Source organism: Curtobacterium sp. MCSS17_016, from assembly GCF_003234255.2.
GTDB classification, from domain to species: Bacteria; Actinomycetota; Actinomycetes; order Actinomycetales; family Microbacteriaceae; genus Curtobacterium; species Curtobacterium flaccumfaciens.
The window spans coordinates 327,702-351,018 of record NZ_CP126255.1; the positions used below are offsets into that span (position 1 = coordinate 327,702).

Consider the following 23,317-nt stretch of genomic DNA (forward strand, 5'->3'; position numbering starts at 1 on the left):
TCAGTGCCTGGTGATGCGTTGCCCGTGCACCCAGAACTCCTCCGTGCCGTCTGCGTGAATGCGGGCAGGTCCGGAGGAAGGGTCGCGGTGGCGGGTTCCGTTGACCCAGTACTCGGTACGTCCCGTTGGCGATACGACTGCCGGCTGCCCGCCGTCGCGGTGGAGTTGCCCGTCGTGCATGTAGAACATGCTGCCGTCGGCGAGGATCTTCGCCGGCTGGTCGCCGTCGCGGTGTGGGACACCGTCGCGGCGCCACTCCCGCTCGCCAGTTGAGGACACCACGGCGGGCTGGTCGTCGTAGGAGTGGAGGAGGCCGCTCCGGTAGTGCTCCTCGGTGCCGTCTACGAGGATCCGTGCCGGCCCGTCCTCGCGGTGGAGGGCGCCGCGGCGGAGGTACGACATGTTGCCGATGAGGTCGGCGTCCACGGTGTCGTAGCCACCTGGGTGAGTCAGCGGAGATTCGTCGGCTGTGTGGCTGGCGTGAGCGAAGTGGCCGGGGTTCCGGGTGGGCTCACCGGTGTGCATCTTCCGGAGGGCGGTCATGACACTGATGTGTGCGGGCGCCGCTATCTCGCTTCGGCGAACGTGACAGTGTCTCCGTCCTCAGGTGTCGGCGGACACGGTCCGGCGAGATGCGGCGAGCGCCCCACCCTCAGTCGAAGGTGGGGCGCTCGTGTGCTGCGGTGCCTACTTGGTGAGGCTCGGCTTCGCGGCGTCGGCGACGAGGTTGCCCTGGGCGACGGCCTCGCTGATGCTGGCCGGGCTGTTCGGGACGAACAGCGTCGTGGCGCCGTGCTTGCTGGCCGCGGTGACCATGTCCGTGTACAGCGTGAAGGACAGGATGTCTGCCGCCTGGCGTGCGTCCTCGATGCCGCCGGCCTGCACTGCGCTGATCGACTCTGCGAGACCGTCGGCGATGGCCTTGCGCTGCTGCGCAACACCGACGCCGGACAGTCGCTTCGCTTCGGCGTCAGCCTCAGCGGCCTTGACGATCTTGATCTTGTCGGCGTCACCCTGTGCGGAGGCTGCTTCGGCGTTGCGGCGGGCGGCGTTGATGGCGTTCATCGACTCCTTGACCTTCTCGTCCGGCTCGACGTCGGTGACGAGGGTCTTGACGATGCGGTAGCCGTACTCGCTCATCGTGTGCTCGAGGCTCTCGTTGACGGAGAGGGCGATCTCGTCCTTGCTGGCGAAGACGTCGTCGAGCTGCTGCGACGGGACCTTGCCGCGGACGGCGTCGAAGACGTATGACTCGATCTGGCCGACGGCGTTGTTCAGGGAGTACACGGCGTCGCGGACCGCGTTGGGCAGGACCTTGTACTGCACCGAGAGCCGCAGCTTCGCGAAGACGTTGTCCTCGGTCTTGGTCTCGACGATGACGTTCAGCTGCTGGACGCGGAGGTCGACGCGGTGGGCGACGCGGTCGATGAGGGGCACCTTGATGTGCAGGCCGGCGCCGACTTCGCGGTGGAACTTGCCGAACCGCTCGATGATGACGGAGTTCTGCTGCTGCACGGTGAAGAGGGTGCCGAAGAGCACGATCAGCAGGACGATGGCACCGATGGCGATGCCGAGGACGGGGAGCACGTAGCCCATGGGGTTTTCCTCCTGCCCCGGATTGCGGGGGCGGTAAGGGTGGTGCCGCTTCCGCGGCCTGACACTCCCCCTATGCCGGAGGTCGGAGGTGAGCCGAGTCGCCGCATCAAGCGGGATCATGCTTGTGTCGCATCATCGTGGTTCCTCTGACCGTGCTGCGACAGATCCTTTGCTGGTGATCGCGGCGATTGCGGTGTCGTTGGTGCTCCTCGTCGGAGGGTCTTTCGCAGTTGCCGGTGTCCTTGATCGTGGCCACGACTTGAACGCAAAGGACATGCTGTCCAAAGTCGCCGCGGCGGAGGCAGCCGTGGCCGGTGGAGGCGGGCCGCAGGCGTCATGGGAGGCGGCTCCGCACAGCAGTGCTTCGACGCTCGGTGGCCGGCGCAACGAAATGCCAAACCCGGACCTCGCGGCGGGGCTCGACGGATGGGCGACGTCGACGAGCTGGGAGGGCAAGCTCGAGTACGACGGGGTCAAACATCGCGGCCGCTACACCTGGATGAACTCCTCGCAAGCGACGTCCGGGACGCAGTTTCTCGGTTTCGGCTTCCAGTCCCAGTTCCGGATTCCCGTTGATTCTGCGAAGCGGTCCGCACAGATGACGGTTTGGAACCGAGCCGCGTCTGTGCGGACGTTCCGGGTGCAGCTGTCCTTTTACGACGCTGCAGGTACTTTCATCGACAGGAACCCTGCAACGACTGGGATCAGCATCGCTGGCGGGTCATCTGCTGCGGTCTGGCGCAATGGCATCATTCCGCCAGCCGGCGCGGTGTCCTACAGTTTCGGACTGGTGTCGACCGTGGACACGTTGCAACCGGGCGATGTCGTCGAGTTCACGGACACCATTGTCGAGAAAGCGGACCAGGTTGGCTCCTACTTCGATGGGGGTTCCGGCGGCGCATCGGGCTTCCTGCCGTACCTCACAGAGAGCGCATCAGGGCATCTCGGGTACGGGCTCACGGACTTCGGTGGGGTATCGCCGGCAGATGCGCTCGCGCAGGGCCCGCTCGGGTTCACTCCTGCGGACGGGGTTCGTGTCGGAGTACTCACCGACAGTGGCGGCAGCGGTTGGGTCGCAGCGGCGAAGTCGGCGACGGGCAAGCTGTTCCTCCGGAGCTCAGCGTCGTCTGCGGTCGCGGAGGCCACCAGAAGCGGAGGCTCCTGGGTGGTCCCGGCCGGTTTGCGGCTGCCGACGGCGATCAGCGCAGCAGATGTGACTACTGCGCTGACCGCCGCGGGTGGATTCTGACCTACCGGTACTCGGCAAACGGGTCCGGCGCGACGGTCACGCCGTAGTCGTCGGCGTGCTTGCGGACCCAGTCGCGTGCGCCGTTGCCGTTGTTGAACGCGCCGTCGTCCTGCGCTTCGAGTGCGTCGCCGAGGATCCGCTTGAACAGCGGTGATGGGGTGAGGCCCAGGTCGATGAGGTCCCGTCCGGTGAGCAGCGGCTTGTACATCGACGCGGCCGGCTGGCCGACCATCTTCCCTGCCCAGAGGTACGCAGTGGTCGCCTTCGATGCGGGGCCGCGGCCCTGACTGTCCGCTTCGCAGACCCGCAGCCAGGCGTCCACCATCTCCATCGTGCCGCCGAGCCGACGGTAGAGCCGGCGAGCGGCGGGCAGTGTCGGTGCTTCTTCCCCGCTGGTGTGGACGACCATGTGCTCGCGGATGATTGCGGCGATGCTGTCGATGATGTGACGGGGTGCGCCGATGTGATGCAGGAGCGAGCGGGCTGCGTCGGCGCCGAGGTTGTCGTGTCCGAGGCTGCGAATGCGGGTGGAGCCGTCGGCCTCGACGATGTGCTGCGTGCCGTCGCCGGCCTTCCCGAGGTCGTGGAACAGCGCGGCGAGGACGACGATGACACGCTGGTCGCCGGTCACCTTGTCTCGGGCGCATTCCTTCGCAGCGACGTCACCGGCGAGCCCCAGGTGCACGTGCACAGCACCTTCGGGGTGCCAGTGCGGGTCCTGGGGGACGTTGTAGACCGCTTCGAGCTCCGGGTAGTCCCGGTCGATGTTGAGCGTGTAGAACGCCTCGAGCGCCGCGGCGATGTGGGTGCCTTGTGCGAGCTTCTTCCACTCCGGCCACAGACGTTCCTGCGCGATGTCGCTCAGCTGCACTGTGCGGCCCCAGTTCCGCAGGCGCCGGCCGAGGGTGAAGCCGTACCGGCTGACGAACTGCACCGCTCGAAGCGCTCGCAGCGGGTCGTCTCGGAACCGGCCCGTGGTCGCCTCGAGGACGAGGTCGTGGACGTCGTTGATGCCGCCGTAGACGTCGATGAAGTCGCCGTTGAACGGGTCGTAGCCGATGGCGTTCGCGGTGAAGTCGCGGCGGCCGAACGCGTCGATGAGGACGTCGTCGTCGCTGAACGGTTCGTCGACGACGCTGATGTCGAACTGCTCACCGTCACGACTAGCTTTGTAGACCGGGAAACGGCTTCCTGCTTCGACGACGGTGAACCCGGCCTCTCGGAGCACCCGGATCATCTCCCGCGCGTCGGGGAGGTTGTGCACCTCGACGTCAACGTCCTGCGGCATGGGGCCGCCGGGTACGACGCCGCCTTCCGGGTGCTTCACGAGCGTGTCGATGAACTGCCGGTCGAGTGACTTCGGCACCGGCGGGGCGTCCTCGTGGAAGTAGGAGAAGAGGACGTCGCGAACGGTCCCACCGACGATGACGGGTGTTCCGCCGGCGCGTGCGATGAGTTCGGTGATGCTGCGTGCGTTGCGGCTCAGGGAGACGATGTCCCAGGTCCCGGTCCGCTCCTCACGGTCAGACCGCTCCTGCTCGGACAGCATGCAGCGGTGCACGGCGGGCACGTCGCGGTCGGCCCCACATAGGGCACAGGTGATGGTGGTCAACGTGCTGGGCTCCTCAAGCTCGGCGGCGGTGTTCGTACCGGGCGACTGCGTCAGCAACGGCCTTGGTCGGCAGCGGGCGGGGGTACCGGTTCGCATCCTGTTCGTAGCCGGTGCGCGGACGGAACTGGCTCCATCCTTCCCCGCTGTCGTGCTCGGGCCCGTACTGGGAGCGGAAGGAGTACCAGGCCCACGGCAACGGGTCGAGTGCCAACGGGGCGCTCTGCGCGGTGATTGCTTCCTCTTCGAGGATCTGCCTCGTCTGACACGGCCAGGCGCCCTGGTCGTACGAGCATTGCGTCCACGTTCGGCCGTCCCGGTGAACGTCGACCGGCTTGTGCAGCAGCTCGATGCGTCGAAGCGCCTGTTCAGGCCGCGGTGCCGCGGCGACAGTCGGAAGTGGCACGTCAGGAACCGCCGCGTCCCACTCGGTTGAAGCTGCGTAGACGCATGCCCGGGCGATGACGGCCAGGTAGCCGTCTCTGAAAGACGGGCCGGCTGCACGGGACGCCGCGACGACGTCTCCGCCATCGATGACCGCATCAACGAGGTGCTCGAGGGCTGACCGTGCATGCACGCTGAGCAGCGGGAACTCGTGGGTGAGCAGGGCTTTCGCGTACGCGCGTTGCTCCGGTGTCATGTCGGGCATGTGTCCTCCTTCGTCGTCTGCTGGCTCTATGCGCGGACCATGTCTGCAGACGACGAACGCCCGCTCTCCGACTGGAGAGCGGGCGATTGACGTCAGTCGTCGTCGGTTGGTGCGGGCGGGTCCTGTCGGATGCCGTGCAGCCACTTCTCGGTGGTGCCGTCCGGGTGGATGACGGCTGGGCCGTCCGCGCGGTGTTTCTTGCCTTCGAAGTACCACCTCTGCTTCCCCGAGGGGTGTTCGACGGCGGGGCCGTCGTCGCGGTGCATCTTCCCGTGGATGTACCAGACGGCGGTTCCGTCCAGCCAGTGGACGGCGGGTTCGGTTTCGTGGTGGAGGTTGCCGCGGTCGTCGCGGTGCATGGTGTTGGTGCGTTCGGTGCTGCGGCGTGCAGGCATGGTTCTTCCTCGAAGGGGTGGTGCCGCTCCGCCTGCCGGGTCGGGTGCGGAGCGGCACCGAGCAGGGGGTCAGTCCTTCTGGCAGGAGGCGAGGACGCCGGAGAAGAGGTCAGAGACCTCACGCTCGGACTTCCCGAGGGGCTGTCCGTCCATGGCGACGGCGGCGGCGACGAGCTCGGGCCAGGCGAGAGCTGCGGTAAGACGCTTGGCAATGTCTTCGTTCGACGGCGCCTTCGAGGAGAACTCACTGACGGCCTCGACCTCGATGGCCACCCAGGACTCGAAGAGGCGCTTGGTGAACGCCATCCAGCCCTTCGCGTCGTGACGGTGCCGGACGACCCAGAGCGCGGTGGCGAGGTGGTCGCGGGACGGGCGGGGCTTGAGGGCGACGGCGGCGAGGACGAGAGCCTGTGCTGCGTCGGGGAGCATCAACGAAAGGCGGTGGAGTTCGTCCACGGAGTAGTCGTCCCAGAGGGCGAGCATGCGCGGGTCGATGTTGCGCTGTTCCTCGGTCTGGACACTGGTGATGAGGGCGTGCATGGCGAGGACGGACTCGACGGCTGCGTTCTCGTCCTCGGAGACGGTGTTGCGGACGAACTCACGGTCGAACGGGTCGAGCGGGCGGATGGGCGCAGACAGCTTGAACGCCTTCCGCATCGTCTCTGCGGCGAGCATGAGGCGGGCGCCGGAGCGCTTCCCGGCGGCGGCGGAGAGGAACTCCTCCTGGAGGTCGTCCATCTCGTCGTTGGCCTCGGCCTGGCCGGTGATGGCGCCGTCGAAGTCCGGGGTGACGCTGTCGGTGTGGAACGCCATGTCGGCGTAGGAGACGCCGCCTTCGGAGCCGGAGAGGTCGAGGGTCGGGTCGATGGTGGCGTTGCGGTTGGTGATGCGGCGCATGTCGCGCAGCTCGGACTGCATGCCGCCGTTGCGGAGCAGGTTGCGGGCCCAGCCGCAGGCGCTGGTGCCCTTGGCGATGCGGACGAGGTCCATGCCGCCTTCGGTCTCCTGGAGGGCCTTGCGCTGGACGAGCTCGTTGAACTCGGGGATGAGGTCCTCGCGCTCCTGCGCGGTGGCCTCGAAGCGGCGCCAGCGGGCGACGGTGAAGACGACGTCGGTGGAGAGGATGTCGGTGACGATCATCCAACGGCCGTCACGTTCGGAGATGGCGCCGGTGAGGACCTGGTTGGCGATGGCGGTCGCGCGGGTGTCGACGACGTCGGTGCTGGCAAGGGCAGAGGTGGTGTTGATGCTCATGCCGCGTACGTCCGCGGGATGAGCACCGATTTCAGGGGTGCGGGGTGAAGTTGCCCCCGAAGTGGGGACTGAAGGGGTCAGAGAGCGAGTGAGGGTCCGGTTCCGCAAGCGAGTCACGGAGGGCCCTATGCGGCGACCTCTGGATCGGCTGTTGAGTTAGGACTGCTCCCCCGGAACTGCAGGGATGTACCGGCGTGTCGACCGGGTTCGACCGCCGGTACTGCTGGCGGTGGCGCGGGCGGTGGTTCGCCGACGCAGGGTGGCTATACCCGGACTGCCACCGGTTCCCGCCCGGGCGCCGTTACAAGCCCCTCGAAGTGGGGAGGAGGCGTAGCTGCTCTTCCGTGGCGGCATCGCTGGACGCGGCGACCACGTTCGCGTCTTCGACGGCTCGGAGGACCTCGTCTCGGAGGATGCGGATCCCCTTCGGCGCTTCGATGCCGATGCGGACTCCGTCGCCACGGTTGTCGAGGACGGTGATGACGATGTCGTCGCCGATGAGGATCTTCTCGCCGGCCTTACGCTTCAGGACGAGCACGTCACACCGCCTCGGGGGTTGTGGAAGCGTCCGCCCAGCCGACCGGGATGCCGATGTAGTCGGTGGTCTCCGGGGTGATGGTCTCGGCGACTCCGACCGCTGCGAGCGCGTCGATGCCGTCGGCTGCGGTGGCGACAGCGTGCGCCCACGCAGAGGTGTCTTCCGGCTTCCGGGTGACATCGACGGCGAGCCACACCTGGTCGGGACTGAACTCGTTCAGCGCTGCCAGGTGGTGCTGCGGCACGGCTGGGCTGACACCGAGGCCGACAGCGACGATGAACGACCGGCTGGTGCGGACGCCGTCGGCTCGGGCGGCGTACGACTCCCGGCGGTCCTCGATGTGCCGGCCGACGCCCTTACGGTACGTTCCGGCGAGGACGACCTCGATGCTGCCGTAGGCGACCTGGAGCGCTTCGGCTGCGGTGCGTGCGTCGTCGCGGAGGCCGTAGACGAAGACGATGTCACCGGGCTTGCGTGCCAGTTCCGGTGCGCGCCGCTTCAGCTGCGTGACCGGGGCGAGCGGGCGGACTGCGACGGGCGCTGGTTCCGCTTCGATCGGGGCGACGGGGACGGTCACGACGGCGGCGGGTGCCTGCTCGGCGGCACCGACGAGGTGTTCCATCGCCTGGTCGAACTGCTCTGCCTTCGTCGGCGTCGCCTCGTGGGTGTCACCACGGTCGGCGTCTTTGAGCAGGGGAAGGATGTCGGATCCGGTGACGTCGTGAACGTTGGACCGACCCCTCAAGCTAAGCGGCCACACTGGCACGGATGACTCCAATCGATTCGATGGGTGACACGCCGGTCACCTCGGTGTAGGACAGCACCGGCGTGCGGGGCGCCTGGGTGGCGACCAACTTCCGCACTGCTGGGCGGAGCTGGGGGAAGCACGCGATGACTGCGTTCTCGTTCTGTGCCGTGACATCTCGAACGGCTGTGAGCACCCGCTCGAACAGGGCCGGGTCGAGGATGATGACGCTGCCGGAGTCGGTCATCTTCAAGCTCTCGAGCATCGTCTGTTCGAGCAGCGGGTCGAAGGTGAGCGTGCGCAGCACCCCGTCGTCCATGTGGGGTGTGGACAGGGCGTTGCCGAGCGCAGCGCGGGCAGCTTCGATGAGCCCTTCGACGTCGGTGGAGACCTTCGCGCGGATGGCGAGCGCCTCGTAGATGCGTCCGAGGTCGTTGATGGGGACCCGCTCCGCGAGCAGGCCCTGCAGGACGCGTTGCACCTCGGCGAGGCTCAGCAGCGTCGGGGTGAGCTCCTCGACCGCGGACGGGTTCGTCTGCTTCAGGTGGTCGGTGAGGGTGCGGACGTCTTCCCGAGACAGGAGACGGTCCGCGTTGTCGGTGATGAGGGCGCTGAGGTGGGTGACGATGACGCTGGTGCGGTCCACGACGGTGCCGCCGAGCAGCTCCGCCTGCTGGCCCATCTCGAATGGGATCCACTTCGCGGCGAGGCCGAACACCGGTTCGACGGTGTCGATGCCGGTGATGGTGTCGAGGTGTTCTCCGAGCGCGAGGACTTTGCCGCGGGGTGCGGTGCCACGGCCGGCTTCTGCTCCGGCGACGTGTACGGCGTAGGTCCCGGGTGGGAGGTCTGAGTTGTCGCGGGTGCGGACGGGTGGGAGGACGATGCCGACCTCCATGGCGATTTTCCGCCGGAGACCCTTCACACGGGCGAGGAGGTCTCCTCCTGCTTCGACGTTGACGATGTCCACCAGGTCTGGTGCGAGTTGGATCTCCAGCGGGTGGACCTTCATTTGGTCCATCAGGTCCGCAGTGGTGTCGGTGGTGCCGGTGCTCTTCTCGGCTACGGCTCGCGCGCGTTCCGCTTCGACGTCTCGGGCTGCCTTGCGTTTGATGCTCTGCGCTCCGACGAGCAGCAGCACTCCGAGGAGGACGAACGTCAGCTTCGGCATGCCGGGGATGAGGGCGAGGACGAACGAGGCGCAGCCGGCGATGATGAGGGAGGTGCGGGACTGTATGACCTGCTTACCGGCGGTGGTGCCGATGTCGGTGTTGTCGCCGGAGCGGGTGACGATCATGCCGGTGGAGATCGCCATCAGCAGCGCTGGGATCTGGGCGGTGAGGCCGTCGCCGATGCTGAGCAGGGCGTACTTGTTCAGCGCGTCCATGATCTCCATGCCGCCCTGCAGCATGCCGATGATGATGCCGCCGATGACGTTGATGACGATGATGAGGATGCCGGCGATCGCGTCGCCCTTGACGAACTTCGACGCACCGTCCATCGCGCCGTAGAAGTCGGCTTCGGAGGACACTTCCTGCCGGCGTTGCTTCGCCTGCGCATCGGTGATGAGGCCGGCGTTCAGGTCGGCGTCGATCGCCATCTGCTTGCCGGGCATCGCGTCGAGGGTGAACCTGGCGCCGACCTCGGCGACACGTTCGGCGCCCTTGGTGACGACGATGAACTGGATGACGACGAGGATGAGGAAGACGATGGCGCCGATGATGAGGTTGCCGCCGACGGTGACTTCACCGAACGTCTCGATGACGTGACCGGCGTACCCGCCGCCGAGGACGAGTCGCAGCGACGACACGTTCAACCCGAGGCGGAACAGCGTCGCGATGAGCAGCAGGCTCGGGAAGACGGAGAAGTCGAGCGGCTTCTTCACGAACATCGTCGTCAGCAGCACCATGAGCGCGAACACGATGTTCACGCTGATGAGCACGTCGAGCACCCACGCTGGTACGGGGACGACCAGCAGGAGGACGATAGCGACGACGCCGATGGGCACCGCGAGCTGCGGCAGGTTCTTCAGGCGCATGCCCCGTCTATGCCGGCTAGGTGCCGACTGCCGGAGCCTTACTGCGGCGGCACCTGGTGGACGTCGTTCAGAGACGCGCCGCGGCGCTTCAGCGCTCCGACAAACGCGAGGATGCGGGCGACGTGGGGGAAGAACTCGAGCGGGATCTCCTCGTTGAGCCGGCACCGTTTATGCAGGGTGCGGGCCAACGTCACGTCTTGGACGAGAGGGACGCCCTTGGCGCGTGCTTCCTCTCGAATGCGGGCTGCGATGTTGTCGGCACCCTTCGCGACGACGCGAGGCGCCGACTTCCCGGGCTCGTAACGGAGGGCGACGGCGACGTGGGTGGGGTTCACGACGACGACGTCTGCGTCCGCGATGGCTTGGATCATGCGGTTGCGGCTCATCGACTGCTGGTGGGACCGACGGTGAGCGCGCACCATCGGGTCCCCATCGGTGCTCTTGTTCTCGTCCTTCACCTCCTGCTTCGTCATCCGGGTGTGCTTCCGGTTGCGACGCATGACGACGAAGACGTCGATGCCGCCGAAGATGAGGCCGGCGGCGATGGTGAGCCGCACTAGTTGCCACACGCCGTCCTCAGCGGTCGAGAGGATGGAGGACACCGGCATCCCACCGAGGGACGCGACGATGGGCAACAACCCGTTGATGACCGCCCACAGCGCCAGTCCGACAACGGCGGACTTCAGCAAGGTCTTCGTCGCTTCCCAGAGCGTCTTCGCGCTGAACATGTGCACGACACCCTTGAAGATGTTGAGCTGCGCGAACTTCGGCGCCAACGACTTCGGGTGCACCGCTCCCTGCATGACGTAGCCGGCGACGACCGCGACGGTTACCGCAGCGAACATCGGCCAGAGCGTCGCCGCGAGAGAGCCGAACGCCTCGTTCATGTAGGAGACGGCGTGCGACGAGCTGGGGCTCCGGATGATGTCGCCGAGACCGAGAACCTGGTGCAGTGCTGCGCTCTTCGCGCGCAGGACCGTCATCGGCAGCATCACTGCCGCGGCCGCCATACCCACCCAGGCAGGCAGGTCGCGGCTCTTGGAGATGGAGCCCTTCTTCCGGGCGTCCTTCAGCCGCTTCTCCGTGGCTTGTTCTGTCCGTTCCCCGCTGTCCGCCATCAGAGACCACCTCCGAGCATGACGGTGACCTGTGCGGTGAGGCTGGTGACGATCATCGGAAGGGCGGTGAAGCCGACGGCGACCATGACGATGGTCATGAGCGCCAGCGCCGGCGGGCCGAGGGAGAACGCCTGCAACGCGGGGGCGATGCGGGTCAGGAGGCCGAGCCCGACGTTGACGAGGAACAGGACGATGCTGATTGGTCCAGCGATCTGAATGGCGGAGACGAGCAGGTTCGTCACCATCTCGAGCAGATGCGGTTCAGCTCCGGACCCAAACGTCCCACCGAGGGGAACAGCGGAGAACGACCGGGCGATGCCGGCGATGACGACCTGGTACGCGTCCGTGGTGAACAGCAGCATCAGAGCCGCCATCTGGAACATCCGCGCGAACTGGGCACCCATCACCTGCGACGTCGGGTCGTACTGCTGCGCCATCTGGAACCCACCGAACGCGTCGAGGAGGCTACCTGCGGCTTCCACGGCGACGTACACGCCGTAGACGAGGAACCCGAGGACAGCGCCGGTCGCGGCCTGGAGGAACACAGAGAGGATGAACTCCCCCGTCGTCCCGGCGACGTACCCGGCGCCGACGTGCGGGGCGATGACCACGGCGAGGAGGACCGACAGGATGGTCTTCACCGGCATCGGGATCGCCTTGTGCGCGAACGGCGGAGCGACGATGAGGAAGCACAGCACCCGAATCGCCGCCAACGCCACCGCTTCGACGAAGTTGTGGTCAATGACGAACTGCATGCGTGACTACCCGCCCAGGAGGCTGGGGATCTGCTTGAACAGCTCCTCGGTGAACGAGACGATCTCGCTGATCATCCACGACCCGCAGACCAGCAGCGCGATGGAGACGCCGATGGCTTTCGGGATGAACGACAGCGTCACCTCCTGAATCTGAGTCACCGACTGCACCAGTGACACAGCGAAGCCGATGACGAGGGCGGTGAGCACCATCGGGGCGGCGAGTTTCGCGGTGATGAGCATGGCCTGCACGGCGATGTGGATGAGCGCGGTCTGGTCCATCGGATGCTCCTACTTGTACGTCGTGACCAGGGTTTGAATGACCAAACCCCACCCGTCGACGAGGACGAACAGCAGCACCTTGAACGGCAGCGATATCATCGCTGGCGGCAGCATCATCATGCCCATCGACATCAGCCCGGCGGAGACGACAAGGTCGATGACGAGGAACGGGATGAAGATGACGAACCCGATGATGAACGCGCTGCGGAGCTCGGAGATGATGAACGCCGGCACGAGCGTTGGGAACGGTGTCGCAGCGAGGTTCGCCGGGTTGTGCTGCCCGGCGGCGCGGGTGATGAGGGCGATGTCTTCCTGACGGGTGTGTGCACCCATGAACGTCCGGAGGGGTCCCTCGGCGGCGGTGAGCGCGTGCCCGAAGTCCATGTGACCACTGAGGTACGGCTGGATGGCGTCGTCGTTGATGTGGCCGATGACCGGCTGCATGATGAACAGGCTGAGGAACAGAGCGAGTCCGGCGATGACCTGGTTCGGCGGGATGGTCGTCAGGCCGGTGGCGTTGCGGACCATCGCGAGGACGACGAAGACCTTCGTGAACGACGACATCATCAGCAGCAACGCTGGCGCAATGGAGAGCACCGTGATGCCGAGCATGGTGACGATGGCGTTCGACGGCTCACCGTTCGGACCGTTGATCTCGATCGTGGAAGAGCCACCGCTGGTTGGACCGGTGGGCCCGGCGGGTGCGGCGTGTGCACCACCGGCGGTCAGGAGGACGATGGCGACAGCGATCGCTGCGACGAGCACGCCGATAAGCGCCCAGCGGACGAGGCGAAGACGCTTCGACGGCTGGGTGAGAGTGGCGGTCACCGCTTGATCCCGAACTGCTGCTTCCCGGCGATGCCGAGTGCGGCGAGGAACGTCGGCTTCTCACCGGGCATTCCTGCAGCGGGCGGTGGCGGGTTCTTCTCAGTGCGTGTCTGCTCCTGCTCAGCGGTGTCGAGCAGCGCAGCGAACTCCGCCTCCGGGATGGCGTCCGCGTCGATGACGGAGACGCCGGCTTCCCCGGAGCCGAGGATGTAGCGGCGACCGCCGATGTCGACGACGGACACGGTGGCCTTCGCGCCGAGGGACTGCCGGGCGCGGACGTTGATGCTGACCGTGCCGGTTTTCCGGCGGGTGAACTTCCCGGCCTTCGCCCGCAGCCACAGCATCAGTGCGAGGACGACGCCGAACGCGACGATGACCCTGAGCAGGGTCCACAGCATGTCCATGCTTACTGCTGCTCGCCGGACGGGTCGAGGATCTTGGTGATGCGGACTGCGTAGTCCTGGTCGACGACGACGATCTCGCCGAGGGCGACCTTCCGTCCGTTGAGGAGGACGTCAGCGGGCGCGCCAGCGGAACGGTCCAGTTCGACGACGTTCCCGGGCTCGAGGCCGAGAACTTCGCGCACGGACATGCGGGTGCGGCCGATCTCGACGGTGAGGCTCATCTCGACGTTCGAGATGCGCTTGAGGTTGCCGGCGAGCTCGTCGGCGTCGAGGGCGTCGCTGGACGCGGCGGGGCGGGTCCGGATGACGAACCAGGCGACGGGTGCTCCGGCTGCGTCGTTGAGCGCGTACAGGTCGGCGTCGTCGATGAGCGCAGCGGCGGAGCCGACGGTGCTGGGGCTGAGGACGCCGTTGCCGAGCACACCGGCTGCTGCGGCGAGCGCCGGGGTGAGCACGTCCTCTGAGCGCAAGCCCGCGGTGTCCGCACCGAGCAACGCTGTCGCCTCGGCGAGGATGACGGCGAGGTCCACGGACGGTGCGCCGACGTAGGAGGCGGTGACGGTGGTCCCTGCGACGGGGACGGAGGTGTGGTCGGTGACCGCGGTGACGGTGAGGGTGCTGCTGGCCGGGAACGACGCGGCGAGGGCTTCGGCGGCTGCGGTGTGGCGGTTGGTGGTCACTTCTGGGGCTCCTCGGAGTTGAGAACGTTGATGGCGAGGCGGGAGCCGTTGTGGCCCATCGCTGCGATGCCGACGAGGTGGTCGCCGACGGTGATGTCGAGGGGCCTATGCTCCGGGTGCGGCAGCGGCAGGACGTCGCCGACGCTGAGGCGGAGGATGGTGCCTGGCTTCACCGGTGCGGCTGCGAATCGAGCGGCGACGTCGATGGGGGTCTCCCCGACCTGACTGGTGAGCAGGCCCGCCGCTTCGTCGGCGCCCATGGTCGGGTTCGCGTCCCCGAGCTGCGGGAGGATGATCTGCGCAGGCAGGGCGAGCGTGGCGTCAGCTTCGAGCTCGCCGATGCGGATGGTGAACGCGGCGACGACCATGAGTTCGCTGGTCGCTGCCGCTTGGGCGAACTGCGAGTTGTACTGGATGGCGTCGACGGTCACCGGGTCGCTGAGGAGATTGCCGAGGGAGTAACGGAGGTCCTCGATGGCGTCCTCCATGATCTTCCCGACGAGGGCGGCTTCCATCGGGGTGAACGTGCGGTCGTCCGCTTCGACAGGCCGGGTGCCGCCGAGCATCGCGTTCACCCAGTGGAGGGCGGCGATGGTGGGGAACTGGATGACGGCCTTCGGGATGGCCTCCCCGACCTGGCAGAGCACCATCGCGGTCGTCGGCGGGAGGGACGCTGCGTACTCGTCGTAGGTCAGCAGCGACAACCGGTCGCAGGTCACCTGCGACAGAGCGCGGACGTTCGCAGTCAGCTGGGTGCCCCACTGACGGGCGAACGTCTCGAACGCCAGCTCGAGGACGCGGGAGTGCTCCCGCGCCAGCGCCGTCGGCCGGCGGAAGTCGTAGAGGTAGGCGGTGTCGTCCCGCGGGGGTGTGTTCTCGCTCACCCTCTCCCTATGCATCTCGGTCACCCTGAGCGGTGATACCGCTGGCGGCGAGGGAAGGCGCTGATCTACGCTGCCGACAACGAGTGGAGGCTGCAGTGAGTGTCAGAGACCAGTTCGACACGGAAGCGGCTCGGTTGCGGGACGCCGCCCGAACACCTCCGAAGCCGCCGTACGACGCACGGTGGGCGGCAGCCATACCCGTAGCGCGGCACGCGTGGGTGGAGACCGCGGCGCTGCTCGGTGAACAGGGGGTGCCGACCGTGGTCGTTGACGGCCGTGACCTGTGGGCGGTGCCGTACCGGTACGCCCGAGTGTTCCTGACTCGCGACGGGCATGCGTGGATGCCGGTCGCTGCGCACGAGCAGGGTGGGCCGCCGCAGCCGGTGGTGCTGACACCCCTGGCGTTGCTGCCTGAGCCGAACTTCGGCTTGCAGACGGTCCCTGGCCAGTGGGAGCTCACCGGTGACGGAACGCTCTTGGCGTTCATCGGCGACAACGCGCGGGACGTGCCGCAGTACGAGCCGCTTGATACGGCGCTCGCCGCGTTCGTGGGCGTTGAGGTCCGACGCGTCAGTGCTCGCTCCCGGTGACCTTCGGGATGAGGTCGCGGACCTTCTCGGACTGTCCGGAGAGGACGACGATGTCTACGCGGCGGTCACCGGAGAGCGCAGCGGCGTCACCGCCGGCGGCAGTTGCTTGCGCGGACCCGTAGCTGGTGGCGCCGACGCGGGTGTCAGCGACGTGGTCTTGTTCGACGAGGCGGCGTAGGACGGAGACGGAGCGTTCGGCGGCGAGGTCCCAGTTGGTGGTGAATGGTGCTGCTGGTGGGCGCCGGTCGGCGTGACCTTCGATGCTGATCTTGTAGGCGGTGGGTTGCAGGACCGGGCCGATGGTGTCGATGATCTGCGCCGCGGTGCCGGTCAGGGTCGCCTGGTTGGTGTCGAAGAACGTCTGGTCGCCGATGAGGCCGATGGTGAGGCCTCGGCTGTCGATGGTGAACTTGACGTCCTTCTCGAGACCCTTCGCCGCGAGACGAGTGTTGATGTCGTGCTGGATCTTCTGCAGGTTCTGCACCTCTTGCTGAGCGAGGGCGAGCGGCGTCGGGGTGTCCTTCTCGGTCGTCTTCGTGTCCTTCGGGACGATGACACCCTTCGCAAGGTCGACCTTCTCGCTCTTCTCCACTCCGAACCCGGTCTGCAGGCTGTTCTTGAGCTCGTCGAACTTCTTCGCGTCGATGCTCGACATGGAGAACAGGACGATGAAGGTGCACATCAGCACGGTGACCATGTCCATGTAGGACGCCATCCACCGTTCGTCGGGGTGCTCCTCCGCTTCGTGCTCGTGCTTCTTCCCCCGTCGGCGGCTGCTCACTTGCTGTCCGCCTTGGCGTCCTTCTTGCTCTTCTTCGACTGCGGCACCATCGGACGAAGGCGGTCCGCGAGGGCACGTGCCGAGGAGCCGGCGTGGATTTCGAGGACGCCCTCGAGGATGATGTTCTTCCGCTCCGTCTCCAGGTCGCTCAGCCGCTTGAGGCGGGCGGCGAGGGGCAGCCAGATGAAGTTGGCGCTGAGCAGACCCCAGAGAGTGGCGACGAACGCGGAGGCGATCATCGGGCCGAGCTTGTCGGGGGTCGAGAGGTTCTCCAGCACGTGGGTGAGGGACACCACGGTGCCGACGATGCCGATGGTGGGCGCGTACCCGCCGAGGGTGTTGAAGAACTTCGACGACGCGCGGGCTGCCTTGTCCGTGGTCGCGATCTCGTCTTCGAGCTGCCCGCGGAGCGATTCCGAGTCGGCGCCGTCAGCGAGGCCCTGGAGTGCGGTCTTCGTGAACGGGTCGTCGATGCTCCCCGCGGCTTCCTCAAGCGCGAGGAGGCTGCTGTGGCGGGCCTTGTCGGCGAGGCCGACGAGCTCGTCGATGGTGGCGTCGAAGTTCGGCTTCTTCCCGCGGAACGCTTTCGGCAGGTCCTTCACTGCCGAGATGGCGTCGGAGATGGTGCCGCCAGCGACGCCGACGAAGATGGTCGCACCGAAGACGAGGATCATCGGAGCGGGCAGCAGCAGCGACGCGAACGACGCGTGCTCCATCGACACCATCGCGCCGACTGAGCCGAACGCGAGGAGGATGCCGACGATGAAGGCGAAGTCCATCGGTCACTCCCCCTTGGCGGCGGCGAGCAGCGCCGGGTTCTGCGCGTAGGCGGCGGCGAGGACGCGGGCCCGGTAGTCGGTGATGAGGTCGATGACCTCTTCGAGTGGCTCCCGGACGATGAAGCGCACCCCGTCCACCATCGCGAGGGTCGTGTCCGGGTCGGAGGTGATCCGTTCGATGAGGTCGGGGTTCACCGCGAACTGGCTGTTGTTCAACTTCGTGACGAGGATCATCGGGGGCTCCGCAGTGCGTGGGTGGCGACGGGGTGACGCCCGTCGGGAGCGCCGTCGTCGGAACCGAATCGGCCGCTCGCGCGGATCCGTAGCCGGGTTCGTTCGCGGGAGCAGGGAAGGCCCCGATCGGACGGACTCGGGGCCTTCGTTGTGCTAACTTCTTAGGTAGAAGCCGACATGTGAAACATGTGTTTCATTGCTTGAGGTTCGTCAGCTCCTGCAGCACCTGGTCGCTGGCGGTGATGACGCGGGCGTTCGCCTGGAACGCGCGCTGGGCGATGATGAGGTTGGTGAACTCCTGCGACAGGTCGACGTTGCTCATCTCGAGCGCGCCGGAGGTGATGGAGCCGTAGCCAGCCTCACCTGCGGTGCCGTACTGGGCGACGCCAGAGTTGGTAGAGACGACGAAGTTCGAGTTCCCGGTCGCCTCGAGGCCGTTCGGGTTGGCGAACGTGGCGACGGCGACCTGGCCGATGGGTTCCTGCCGGCCGTTGGAGAACGTTCCGACGAGGGTGCCGTCTGCGTTGACCGTGAACGACTGCAGCGACCCGGCTGCGGAGCCGTTCTGGGTCTTGATGCCGACGGTGGTGGACCCGGCGTAGCTGGTGACCTGGCTGAGGTCCGCGACGACCCCGGATGAGGAGGTCAGCGTGGTCGGCGCAGTGATCTTGCCGTTGGTGAAGGTGAGCGGGACCGCGGCGGTGGCGCCGCTGCCGTCGGTCGTCGCGGCGTTCCATCCGGCGGCGGTCTTCGTGAACGTCAGCGTCAGACGGCTCGTGGCGCCGGCTGCGTCGTAGACGGTGATGTCCCGCTCGAGGGTGGTGCCGGTGGGGGCGTCGGATGGGAGGTTGCCGGTGGTGGTCGCGCCGGTGGTGCGCTGCGGCTCGGACATCTGCGACAGCGGGATGCGGAGGTTCTCCGGGGCGGTGCCGGTGTTCACCTGCCCGTTCTGCGCCGCCCAGCCTTGGACGATGTTGCCGTCTGCGGTGGTGAGGTTGCCGGCGGAGTCGAGGTGGAACGACCCGGCGCGGGTGTACTGGGTGGTGCCGGAGTTGTTGACGACGAAGTACCCGTCACCGTTGATCATCATGTCGTACTGGCTGCCGGTGGTCTGCGCTGCTCCCTCGGTGAGGTTCTTCGCGACGCCGGCGACGCGGACGCCGAGTCCGACCTGCGCGCCGTCGGTACCGCCGCGGTTCGCGGTCGGGCCGGTTGCGCCGCGGAGCTGCTGGGAGAGGGCGTCCTGGAACTGGACGGAGGAGGACTTGAAGCCCGTGGTGTTGACGTTCGCGATGTTGTTCGCGGTGACGTCGAGCATCGTCTGCTGGGACTGGAGGCCGGAGATGCCGGAGTAGAGGGAGCGGAGCATGTGGGGTGCCTTTCGGTGTCAGGATGCGGTGGTCGCGACGCCGAGGACGGACGCCAGTTCGATGGAGGTGTCTCCGAGGGAGACGGTGGGGTTGCCGGTGCCGGAGTACTTCACGCCGGTGACGAGGCCGGTCTTTGTCACGCCGGCGCCGTCGTCGTAGGTGACGGTCTTGCCGACGAGGTTCGCGGCGTGGTCACGCATCTGTAGCGCGAGGGCGGCGTTGGAGTTGCTGCTGAGGTCCACGAGTTGCTGCATGGCGGAGAGCTGCGTGGTCTGCGAGATCATCGCGTTGGTGTCCATCGGTGACGATGGGTCCTGGTTCTTCAGCTGGGTGACGAGCAGCTGCATCATGGCGTCGCTGTCGAGGGTCTGCTTCGGGGCGCGGGTCGGCGCGGTCGTGTACAGACCGGTTGCGGGTGCGCCGCCGACGGCGGAGACGGAGTCAGTCACGGATGCTTTCCGGGTCAGGCGAGGACGTCGAGGAGCCGATTGCTGCCTCGCGGTTGGTGCTGCTGGGCGTCCTGCCCTGTGGTGTCACCGGTGGGGTGACGGTCGCCGGTTCGTGGCTCAGCCGAGGATCCGTCCCGCGGCTTCCCATCCCTATCGGCAGACGGTGCGGTTTGGGAGGAGACATTGAGGGACGTGTTTCCGGTGTGCGCCTGCTGCAGGTCGGCGCGGAGGTCTGCGGAGACCTGCGTGAGTGCGTCGCGGCCGGCGTCGGACGGTGCGAACAGTTCGACGTGCACGGTGTTGTCCCGGACATGCGCGTGCACGGTGACCGGTCCGAGGTTCTCTGGGCGGACCTGCACGACGAGGATCTGTTCACCGTCACCCTGGGTGACCTTGACCAGCGGACCGGTGAGCTGCTGTCGGACGGCGGCCGCGACATCAGCAGGCACCGATCGCGTAGGTGGCGCCAACGGCACAGGTGCGGATGGTGCGGCGATTGGTGTCGTCGGAGCGTTCTGGTGTGGGGCGGGCGTGAGCGACGTCGGCTGAGCGTCCGTGGGTCGTGCGGGTGCGGCTTCGGCTGCGACCACCGCCTTCGCTGATGACGGTGCCTCCTGTTCATCGGGGGCCTCGTGGGTCACGGCTGGGACGACGGTTGGCGGCGGTGTGAGCGTCGGCTGCGGCACCACGGGCGCTGGCAGGGTGGGCTGCTCAGTGGTGGTGTGGCGGGTCGCCGGATGGGTCGGTGCCGGCTGTTCCTCGTCGGTGGTGTCGGGCTCCCCCTCATCGGCGTCGGTGGATACGGCCGCGGCTTCGGTCGCCGCGGTGAATGGCATGTCCGGCTGCGCGCGCTGGACCGCAGCCGGCGCAGCCTCGCGCAGGGGCGCATTCCCTGCGGGTGCAGCGGTCGACGCTCGCGCCGGAGTGGTTGGCGAAGCGGGCGCCGCGGAGGCCGGGGTGGGTGGGGTAGACGTCGTGGTGGCAGGCGGATCCGCGGGATCGGCCGCTGGCGCCGTGTCGGTAGCTGGCGAGTCGACGGACGGGGCGTGCGCCGGGACGGTCGCCTGTGGTCGTGTTGGCGGCTGCGGCGGGACGGTTGCAGTGTCCGGCGTGGTCACGCTGCTGGGCGTGACGAGGTTCAGCAGGGTCCGGGACTGAGCGAGCTCGTCGGCGGTGGCCTGCTTCGTTGACGCACTGGTGCGGTCCACGGCGGTCGTGTCGATGCGGGGCGTCTGCGGAGCGACCTCGGAGGGTGTCTGCACGTCCGACTGCTGACCAGTCCGTTGCTCGTCGGTCGATTGCTCGTCGGTGAGCGCGGTGAGCACCGCGGCGAAGAGGTCAGGCCCCGCGGCGGTTGGCGCGTCTGCAGAGAAGGCACCAGAGGAGGCAGTCGGCGCTGCCGCCGCTGGCGGGAGGGTCAGCGTGGGCATGCTCACTCGGCACCGCCAAGGAGGGAGGTGAGGCCGGTCGACTGCGCGGACTGTCCGAGCTGCTGCGCGAACAGTTGCTGCAACGTCGTCGCTTCGACCGTCGGGTTCGGTGTCACCGGCGTGGTCGCTGTCTGGGTGGCGGGCACGATGCGGCGGATGGTGCCGATCTGGTCGGCGGAGAGCCATTCCTTCCGCTCGACGACGTTCGACCCGGGCTTGGGCGCTTCGAGGATCATGCCGTTGCCGGCGTAGATCTGGATGTGGCCGTTGCCCTTCTGAACGATGAGGTCACCGGGTTGCGCTTCTGCGAGGGACGGCACTTCCTGCCCCATCTGCGACTGCGGCCCGACGGTACGGGGCATGGTGATGCCGAGGTCCTTGAACACGGTCTGCACCAGCCCGGAGCAGTCCATGCCGGCGCGGGTCTCGCCACCGAACACGTATGGGACCCCGAGGTACTTGCGGGCGTCGGTGAGGACGTCAGCGCCGGTGGTGCCGTTCTGCACGAGCCCTGCGGAGGAGGAGGCGTCTGCCGTCGGCGCGGTCGGCTGCGCTGCGGTCAACGCGGACAGGAACTGCGTCGCCGATGCGGTCGGGAGCGTGTTCGCCGTCGTGGTCGTCGCAGTGGCGGTCGGCGCGACCGGCGCGGGGTCCGACACCTGCTTGATGTCGGTCTGGATCTCCTGGATGCGGGACAGGGCGTCGGTGAGACTCACGGGCGGGTTCCTCCGGGATGGGGCTTGTGGCGGGTGACGGCGATCTCGTCGAGCGCTGCTTGTTCCTGCGCCTCACGGGCTTGCGCCTGCTGACGGTCGTGGCGTTCCTGCAACTTCTCGAGCGCGAGTGTGCGTGCGCGCGAGAGGTTGTATGCGGCGGATGCACCGTCAGCGGTGACTTCCGCGCTGGCGTGCATGGCGGACAGGTCGGCGAGCATCGACTGCGCTGCAGCTCGAGTGGAGGACATCGCAGCGATCGCTCCGGCACCTGCTGCGTCCGTGGTGGTGCCGGCGAGCTGAGCGCGGATGTCAGCTCGGCGTTGCACGACGCGGGCGAGGCTGTGGTTCGCGTCGGCGAGGTCGCCGGCAGCTTGCTGCTGCTGGATGCCGCGGATGCGGAGAATGCCCGCCAGCCGGAACGCGCTCATCGGGCACCACCGAGGACTTCGGTCACCGCGGTGAGTGCTGCCCACGCGGAGGCCGCTGAGGTCTGCTCCGTCATCGTCTGCTGCAGGAACTGGTTCATCGTCTCCTCGTGGGCGACACCGGCGTCCACGGTCGGGTTCGCGCCGGGCTTGTACGCGCCGACGTCGAGGAGGTCCTGCGCGCCGCGACGGGCCGAGAACACCTGCCGGAACGTGCGGGCCGCTGCGGCCTGCTCCGGGGTGTGCAGCTTCGAAGCCAGGCGGGACACGGACGCAAGCACGTCGATGGACGGGAAGTGCCCGTTGATGGCGAGTTTCCGGTCGAGGACGACGTGCCCGTCAAGGATGCTGCGGGCGGCGTCGGCGACTGGTTCGTTATGGTCGTCGCCGTCGACGAGGACGGTGTACAGGCCGGTGATGCTGCCGGTGTGGTCGGTGCCGGCACGTTCCAGCAGGGACGCGAGGACGGAGAACGTCGACGGCGGGTAGCCCCGGGTGGCGGGAGGTTCCCCTGCCGACAGACCGATCTCTCGTTGCGCCATCGCGACGCGGGTGAGCGAGTCCATCATCAGGACGGCGTCCTGACCGGCATCACGGGCGGCTTCCGCGACACGGGTGGCAAGGAACGCTGCTCGAACACGCATCAGCGCCGGCTCGTCCGAGGTGGATACGACGACGACGGAGCGGGCGAGGCCCTCCGGGCCGAGGTCGTCCTCGAGGAACTCCCGGACCTCACGTCCGCGTTCGCCGATGAGGGCGATGACGGTGAGTTCCGCGTCGGTGCCGCGCGCGATCATCGACAGCAGCGACGACTTGCCGACACCGGAGCCGGCGAACAGGCCCATACGCTGGCCTCGTCCGACGGTGAGGAGGGTGTCCATTGCCTTCACGCCGAGGGTCAACGGAGTGTCGATGCGGGTCCGCGCCATCGGGTTCGGGGTGGCGTGCTCAAGCGGGACGTGCCCCTCGGCGCGAAGCGGACCCTTGCCGTCGATGGGTCGGCCGAGCCCGTCGATGACACGGCCACGCAGACCAACCCCAGTCGGCACAAGGGGTGGGTTCAACGCCGGACGCACCGGGGTGCCGACGGGGTGGCTACTCGTGGCGTGCAACGGCATGCACGTCAGGGTCTGCTCACCGGTTGCGACGACCTGTGCGATATCCGTGTGGTCGTCACCAATGTGGACGAGGTCGCCGGTCGCGCCGTCGATGCCGGAAACGGTGACACCGAGGCCGACCGCCGCGGTGACAACGCCGACACGTTCAGGGGCGGCTGCGATGAGGGCGCGGGCGAAGCGGGAGCCGCCGGGGCGGTAGCCGGTCACCAGGCCCGACCGCCTCGGATGGGACGGCCGTCACGGGTGCGGCCAGCGCCGCACCACGTGGGGTCGTACGAGTGCGCCGGACCGTCGCAAATGCAGGACGGCGCCGGTGGGCGCCGGTCCTCGACGGGGATGGCGGTACCGCGGTCAGTGCGGCCCTCACGGCACCACGACGGGTCGTACTGGTGAGGTGGGCCATC

General features: G+C 67.6%; 27 protein-coding genes. 2 read left to right on the forward strand and 25 right to left on the reverse strand.

What is annotated here, in order from left to right:
• Together DEJ19_RS20435 and DEJ19_RS20440 are read right to left on the reverse strand one after the other, a co-directional pair.
• Entirely contained in the window at positions 1–543 is a 543-nt protein-coding gene (locus DEJ19_RS20435) for a hypothetical protein (protein ID WP_111231941.1), read from the reverse strand.
• A gap of 144 nt (positions 544–687) precedes the next feature.
• Positions 688–1,596, reverse strand: a complete 909-nt coding sequence (locus tag DEJ19_RS20440) for an SPFH domain-containing protein (RefSeq protein WP_181441418.1) — start codon at positions 1,594–1,596, stop codon at positions 688–690.
• A gap of 175 nt (positions 1,597–1,771) precedes the next feature.
• Between DEJ19_RS20440 and DEJ19_RS20445 the strand changes: the two genes are divergently transcribed.
• Complete coding sequence (locus DEJ19_RS20445; protein ID WP_146250449.1) at positions 1,772–2,845, forward strand: hypothetical protein; 1,074 nt, start codon at positions 1,772–1,774, stop codon at positions 2,843–2,845.
• A gap of 1 nt (position 2,846) precedes the next feature.
• Here the strand turns inward: DEJ19_RS20445 and DEJ19_RS20450 are convergent, their stop codons facing one another.
• From DEJ19_RS20450 to DEJ19_RS20515, 14 genes are all read right to left on the reverse strand, one after another.
• Positions 2,847–4,457, reverse strand: coding sequence for an HD domain-containing protein (locus DEJ19_RS20450; RefSeq protein WP_181441417.1), 1,611 nt, complete (start codon positions 4,455–4,457; stop codon positions 2,847–2,849).
• Positions 4,458–4,470: 13 nt separating this feature from the next.
• Complete coding sequence (locus DEJ19_RS20455; protein WP_181441416.1) at positions 4,471–5,103, reverse strand: hypothetical protein; 633 nt, start codon at positions 5,101–5,103, stop codon at positions 4,471–4,473.
• A 92-nt stretch (positions 5,104–5,195) separates the two neighbouring features.
• Positions 5,196–5,462, reverse strand: a complete 267-nt coding sequence (locus DEJ19_RS20460; protein ID WP_146250446.1) for a hypothetical protein — start codon at positions 5,460–5,462, stop codon at positions 5,196–5,198.
• A 105-nt stretch (positions 5,463–5,567) separates the two neighbouring features.
• On the reverse strand, positions 5,568–6,752 hold the full coding sequence (locus tag DEJ19_RS20465) for a hypothetical protein (RefSeq protein ID WP_111231936.1): 1,185 nt from the start codon (positions 6,750–6,752) through the stop codon (positions 5,568–5,570).
• 301 nt (positions 6,753–7,053) lie between these two features.
• Complete coding sequence (locus tag DEJ19_RS20470; protein WP_111231935.1) at positions 7,054–7,290, reverse strand: carbon storage regulator; 237 nt, start codon at positions 7,288–7,290, stop codon at positions 7,054–7,056.
• A 1-nt stretch (position 7,291) separates the two neighbouring features.
• Entirely contained in the window at positions 7,292–8,035 is a 744-nt protein-coding gene (locus tag DEJ19_RS20475) for a hypothetical protein (RefSeq protein ID WP_111231934.1), read from the reverse strand.
• A gap of 1 nt (position 8,036) precedes the next feature.
• Positions 8,037–10,073, reverse strand: coding sequence for a flagellar biosynthesis protein FlhA (locus tag DEJ19_RS20480; protein ID WP_111231933.1), 2,037 nt, complete (start codon positions 10,071–10,073; stop codon positions 8,037–8,039).
• Positions 10,074–10,111: 38 nt separating this feature from the next.
• Positions 10,112–11,191, reverse strand: coding sequence for an EscU/YscU/HrcU family type III secretion system export apparatus switch protein (locus tag DEJ19_RS20485; protein WP_111231932.1), 1,080 nt, complete (start codon positions 11,189–11,191; stop codon positions 10,112–10,114).
• Positions 11,191–11,946: a flagellar biosynthetic protein FliR gene (locus tag DEJ19_RS20490; protein ID WP_111231931.1), complete on the reverse strand. Its 756-nt coding sequence runs from the start codon at positions 11,944–11,946 to the stop codon at positions 11,191–11,193. The genes DEJ19_RS20485 and DEJ19_RS20490 overlap by 1 nt, the downstream gene beginning before the upstream one ends.
• Before the next feature lie 6 nt (positions 11,947–11,952).
• Positions 11,953–12,225: a flagellar biosynthetic protein FliQ gene (locus DEJ19_RS20495; protein ID WP_111231930.1), complete on the reverse strand. Its 273-nt coding sequence runs from the start codon at positions 12,223–12,225 to the stop codon at positions 11,953–11,955.
• Between the two features lie 9 nt (positions 12,226–12,234).
• Complete coding sequence (gene fliP, locus DEJ19_RS20500; protein ID WP_111231929.1) at positions 12,235–13,053, reverse strand: flagellar type III secretion system pore protein FliP; 819 nt, start codon at positions 13,051–13,053, stop codon at positions 12,235–12,237.
• Positions 13,050–13,457: a FliO/MopB family protein gene (locus DEJ19_RS20505; protein ID WP_111231928.1), complete on the reverse strand. Its 408-nt coding sequence runs from the start codon at positions 13,455–13,457 to the stop codon at positions 13,050–13,052. Before DEJ19_RS20505 ends, fliP begins: the two co-directional genes overlap by 4 nt.
• A gap of 2 nt (positions 13,458–13,459) precedes the next feature.
• Positions 13,460–14,137, reverse strand: coding sequence for a flagellar motor switch protein FliN (gene fliN / locus DEJ19_RS20510; RefSeq protein ID WP_111231927.1), 678 nt, complete (start codon positions 14,135–14,137; stop codon positions 13,460–13,462).
• A complete protein-coding gene (locus DEJ19_RS20515) occupies positions 14,134–15,021 on the reverse strand; it encodes a flagellar motor switch protein FliM (protein WP_258377319.1) in 888 nt (295 codons plus the stop codon). The genes fliN and DEJ19_RS20515 overlap by 4 nt, the downstream gene beginning before the upstream one ends.
• 95 nt (positions 15,022–15,116) lie before the next feature.
• On the opposite strand from DEJ19_RS20515, the gene DEJ19_RS20520 reads away from it, so the two are divergent.
• Positions 15,117–15,611, forward strand: coding sequence for a hypothetical protein (locus tag DEJ19_RS20520; protein WP_146250444.1), 495 nt, complete (start codon positions 15,117–15,119; stop codon positions 15,609–15,611).
• Here the strand turns inward: DEJ19_RS20520 and DEJ19_RS20525 are convergent.
• The 9 genes from DEJ19_RS20525 to DEJ19_RS20565 form a co-directional block, all read right to left on the reverse strand.
• The gene (locus tag DEJ19_RS20525; protein WP_258377318.1) at positions 15,592–16,392 is read right to left on the reverse strand and encodes an OmpA/MotB family protein; all 801 of its coding nucleotides are present in this window, start codon (positions 16,390–16,392) and stop codon (positions 15,592–15,594) included. The genes DEJ19_RS20520 and DEJ19_RS20525 overlap by 20 nt on opposite strands.
• Positions 16,389–17,171: a motility protein A gene (locus tag DEJ19_RS20530; protein WP_111231925.1), complete on the reverse strand. Its 783-nt coding sequence runs from the start codon at positions 17,169–17,171 to the stop codon at positions 16,389–16,391. The genes DEJ19_RS20525 and DEJ19_RS20530 overlap by 4 nt, the downstream gene beginning before the upstream one ends.
• A gap of 3 nt (positions 17,172–17,174) precedes the next feature.
• Positions 17,175–17,405: a flagellar FlbD family protein gene (locus DEJ19_RS20535; RefSeq protein WP_111231924.1), complete on the reverse strand. Its 231-nt coding sequence runs from the start codon at positions 17,403–17,405 to the stop codon at positions 17,175–17,177.
• Between the two features lie 193 nt (positions 17,406–17,598).
• Entirely contained in the window at positions 17,599–18,774 is a 1,176-nt protein-coding gene (locus tag DEJ19_RS20540; protein ID WP_111231923.1) for a flagellar hook protein FlgE, read from the reverse strand.
• Between the two features lie 18 nt (positions 18,775–18,792).
• A complete protein-coding gene (locus DEJ19_RS20545; RefSeq protein WP_258377317.1) occupies positions 18,793–19,224 on the reverse strand; it encodes a flagellar hook capping FlgD N-terminal domain-containing protein in 432 nt (143 codons plus the stop codon).
• Between the two features lie 14 nt (positions 19,225–19,238).
• Positions 19,239–20,060, reverse strand: coding sequence for a flagellar hook-length control protein FliK (locus DEJ19_RS20550; protein WP_146250442.1), 822 nt, complete (start codon positions 20,058–20,060; stop codon positions 19,239–19,241).
• Positions 20,061–20,656: 596 nt separating this feature from the next.
• A complete protein-coding gene (locus DEJ19_RS20555; RefSeq protein ID WP_111231921.1) occupies positions 20,657–21,370 on the reverse strand; it encodes a C40 family peptidase in 714 nt (237 codons plus the stop codon).
• Complete coding sequence (locus DEJ19_RS20560) at positions 21,367–21,798, reverse strand: flagellar FliJ family protein (protein WP_111231920.1); 432 nt, start codon at positions 21,796–21,798, stop codon at positions 21,367–21,369. The genes DEJ19_RS20555 and DEJ19_RS20560 overlap by 4 nt, the downstream gene beginning before the upstream one ends.
• Positions 21,795–23,123, reverse strand: a complete 1,329-nt coding sequence (locus DEJ19_RS20565) for a FliI/YscN family ATPase (protein WP_111231919.1) — start codon at positions 23,121–23,123, stop codon at positions 21,795–21,797. Before DEJ19_RS20565 ends, DEJ19_RS20560 begins: the two co-directional genes overlap by 4 nt.
• Positions 23,124–23,317: the final 194 nt, after the last annotated feature.

Bases quoted from the DNA above. Each gene is read 5' to 3' on its own strand.
- DEJ19_RS20435 (WP_111231941.1), bottom strand. From the start codon at position 543: ATGACCGCCCTCCGGAAGATGCACACCGGTGAGCCCACCCGGAACCCC.
- DEJ19_RS20440 (WP_181441418.1), bottom strand. From the start codon at position 1,596: ATGGGCTACGTGCTCCCCGTCCTCGGCATCGCCATCGGTGCCATCGTC.
- DEJ19_RS20455 (WP_181441416.1), bottom strand. From the start codon at position 5,103: ATGCCCGACATGACACCGGAGCAACGCGCGTACGCGAAAGCCCTGCTC.
- DEJ19_RS20460 (WP_146250446.1), bottom strand. From the start codon at position 5,462: ATGCACCGCGACGACCGCGGCAACCTCCACCACGAAACCGAACCCGCC.
- DEJ19_RS20465 (WP_111231936.1), bottom strand. From the start codon at position 6,752: ATGAGCATCAACACCACCTCTGCCCTTGCCAGCACCGACGTCGTCGAC.
- DEJ19_RS20480 (WP_111231933.1), bottom strand. From the start codon at position 10,073: ATGCGCCTGAAGAACCTGCCGCAGCTCGCGGTGCCCATCGGCGTCGTC.
- DEJ19_RS20485 (WP_111231932.1), bottom strand. From the start codon at position 11,191: ATGGCGGACAGCGGGGAACGGACAGAACAAGCCACGGAGAAGCGGCTG.
- DEJ19_RS20490 (WP_111231931.1), bottom strand. From the start codon at position 11,946: ATGCAGTTCGTCATTGACCACAACTTCGTCGAAGCGGTGGCGTTGGCG.
- DEJ19_RS20495 (WP_111231930.1), bottom strand. From the start codon at position 12,225: ATGGACCAGACCGCGCTCATCCACATCGCCGTGCAGGCCATGCTCATC.
- DEJ19_RS20505 (WP_111231928.1), bottom strand. From the start codon at position 13,457: ATGGACATGCTGTGGACCCTGCTCAGGGTCATCGTCGCGTTCGGCGTC.
- DEJ19_RS20530 (WP_111231925.1), bottom strand. From the start codon at position 17,171: ATGGACTTCGCCTTCATCGTCGGCATCCTCCTCGCGTTCGGCTCAGTC.
- DEJ19_RS20535 (WP_111231924.1), bottom strand. From the start codon at position 17,405: ATGATCCTCGTCACGAAGTTGAACAACAGCCAGTTCGCGGTGAACCCC.
- DEJ19_RS20540 (WP_111231923.1), bottom strand. From the start codon at position 18,774: ATGCTCCGCTCCCTCTACTCCGGCATCTCCGGCCTCCAGTCCCAGCAG.
- DEJ19_RS20550 (WP_146250442.1), bottom strand. From the start codon at position 20,060: ATGCCATTCACCGCGGCGACCGAAGCCGCGGCCGTATCCACCGACGCC.
- DEJ19_RS20560 (WP_111231920.1), bottom strand. From the start codon at position 21,798: ATGAGCGCGTTCCGGCTGGCGGGCATTCTCCGCATCCGCGGCATCCAG.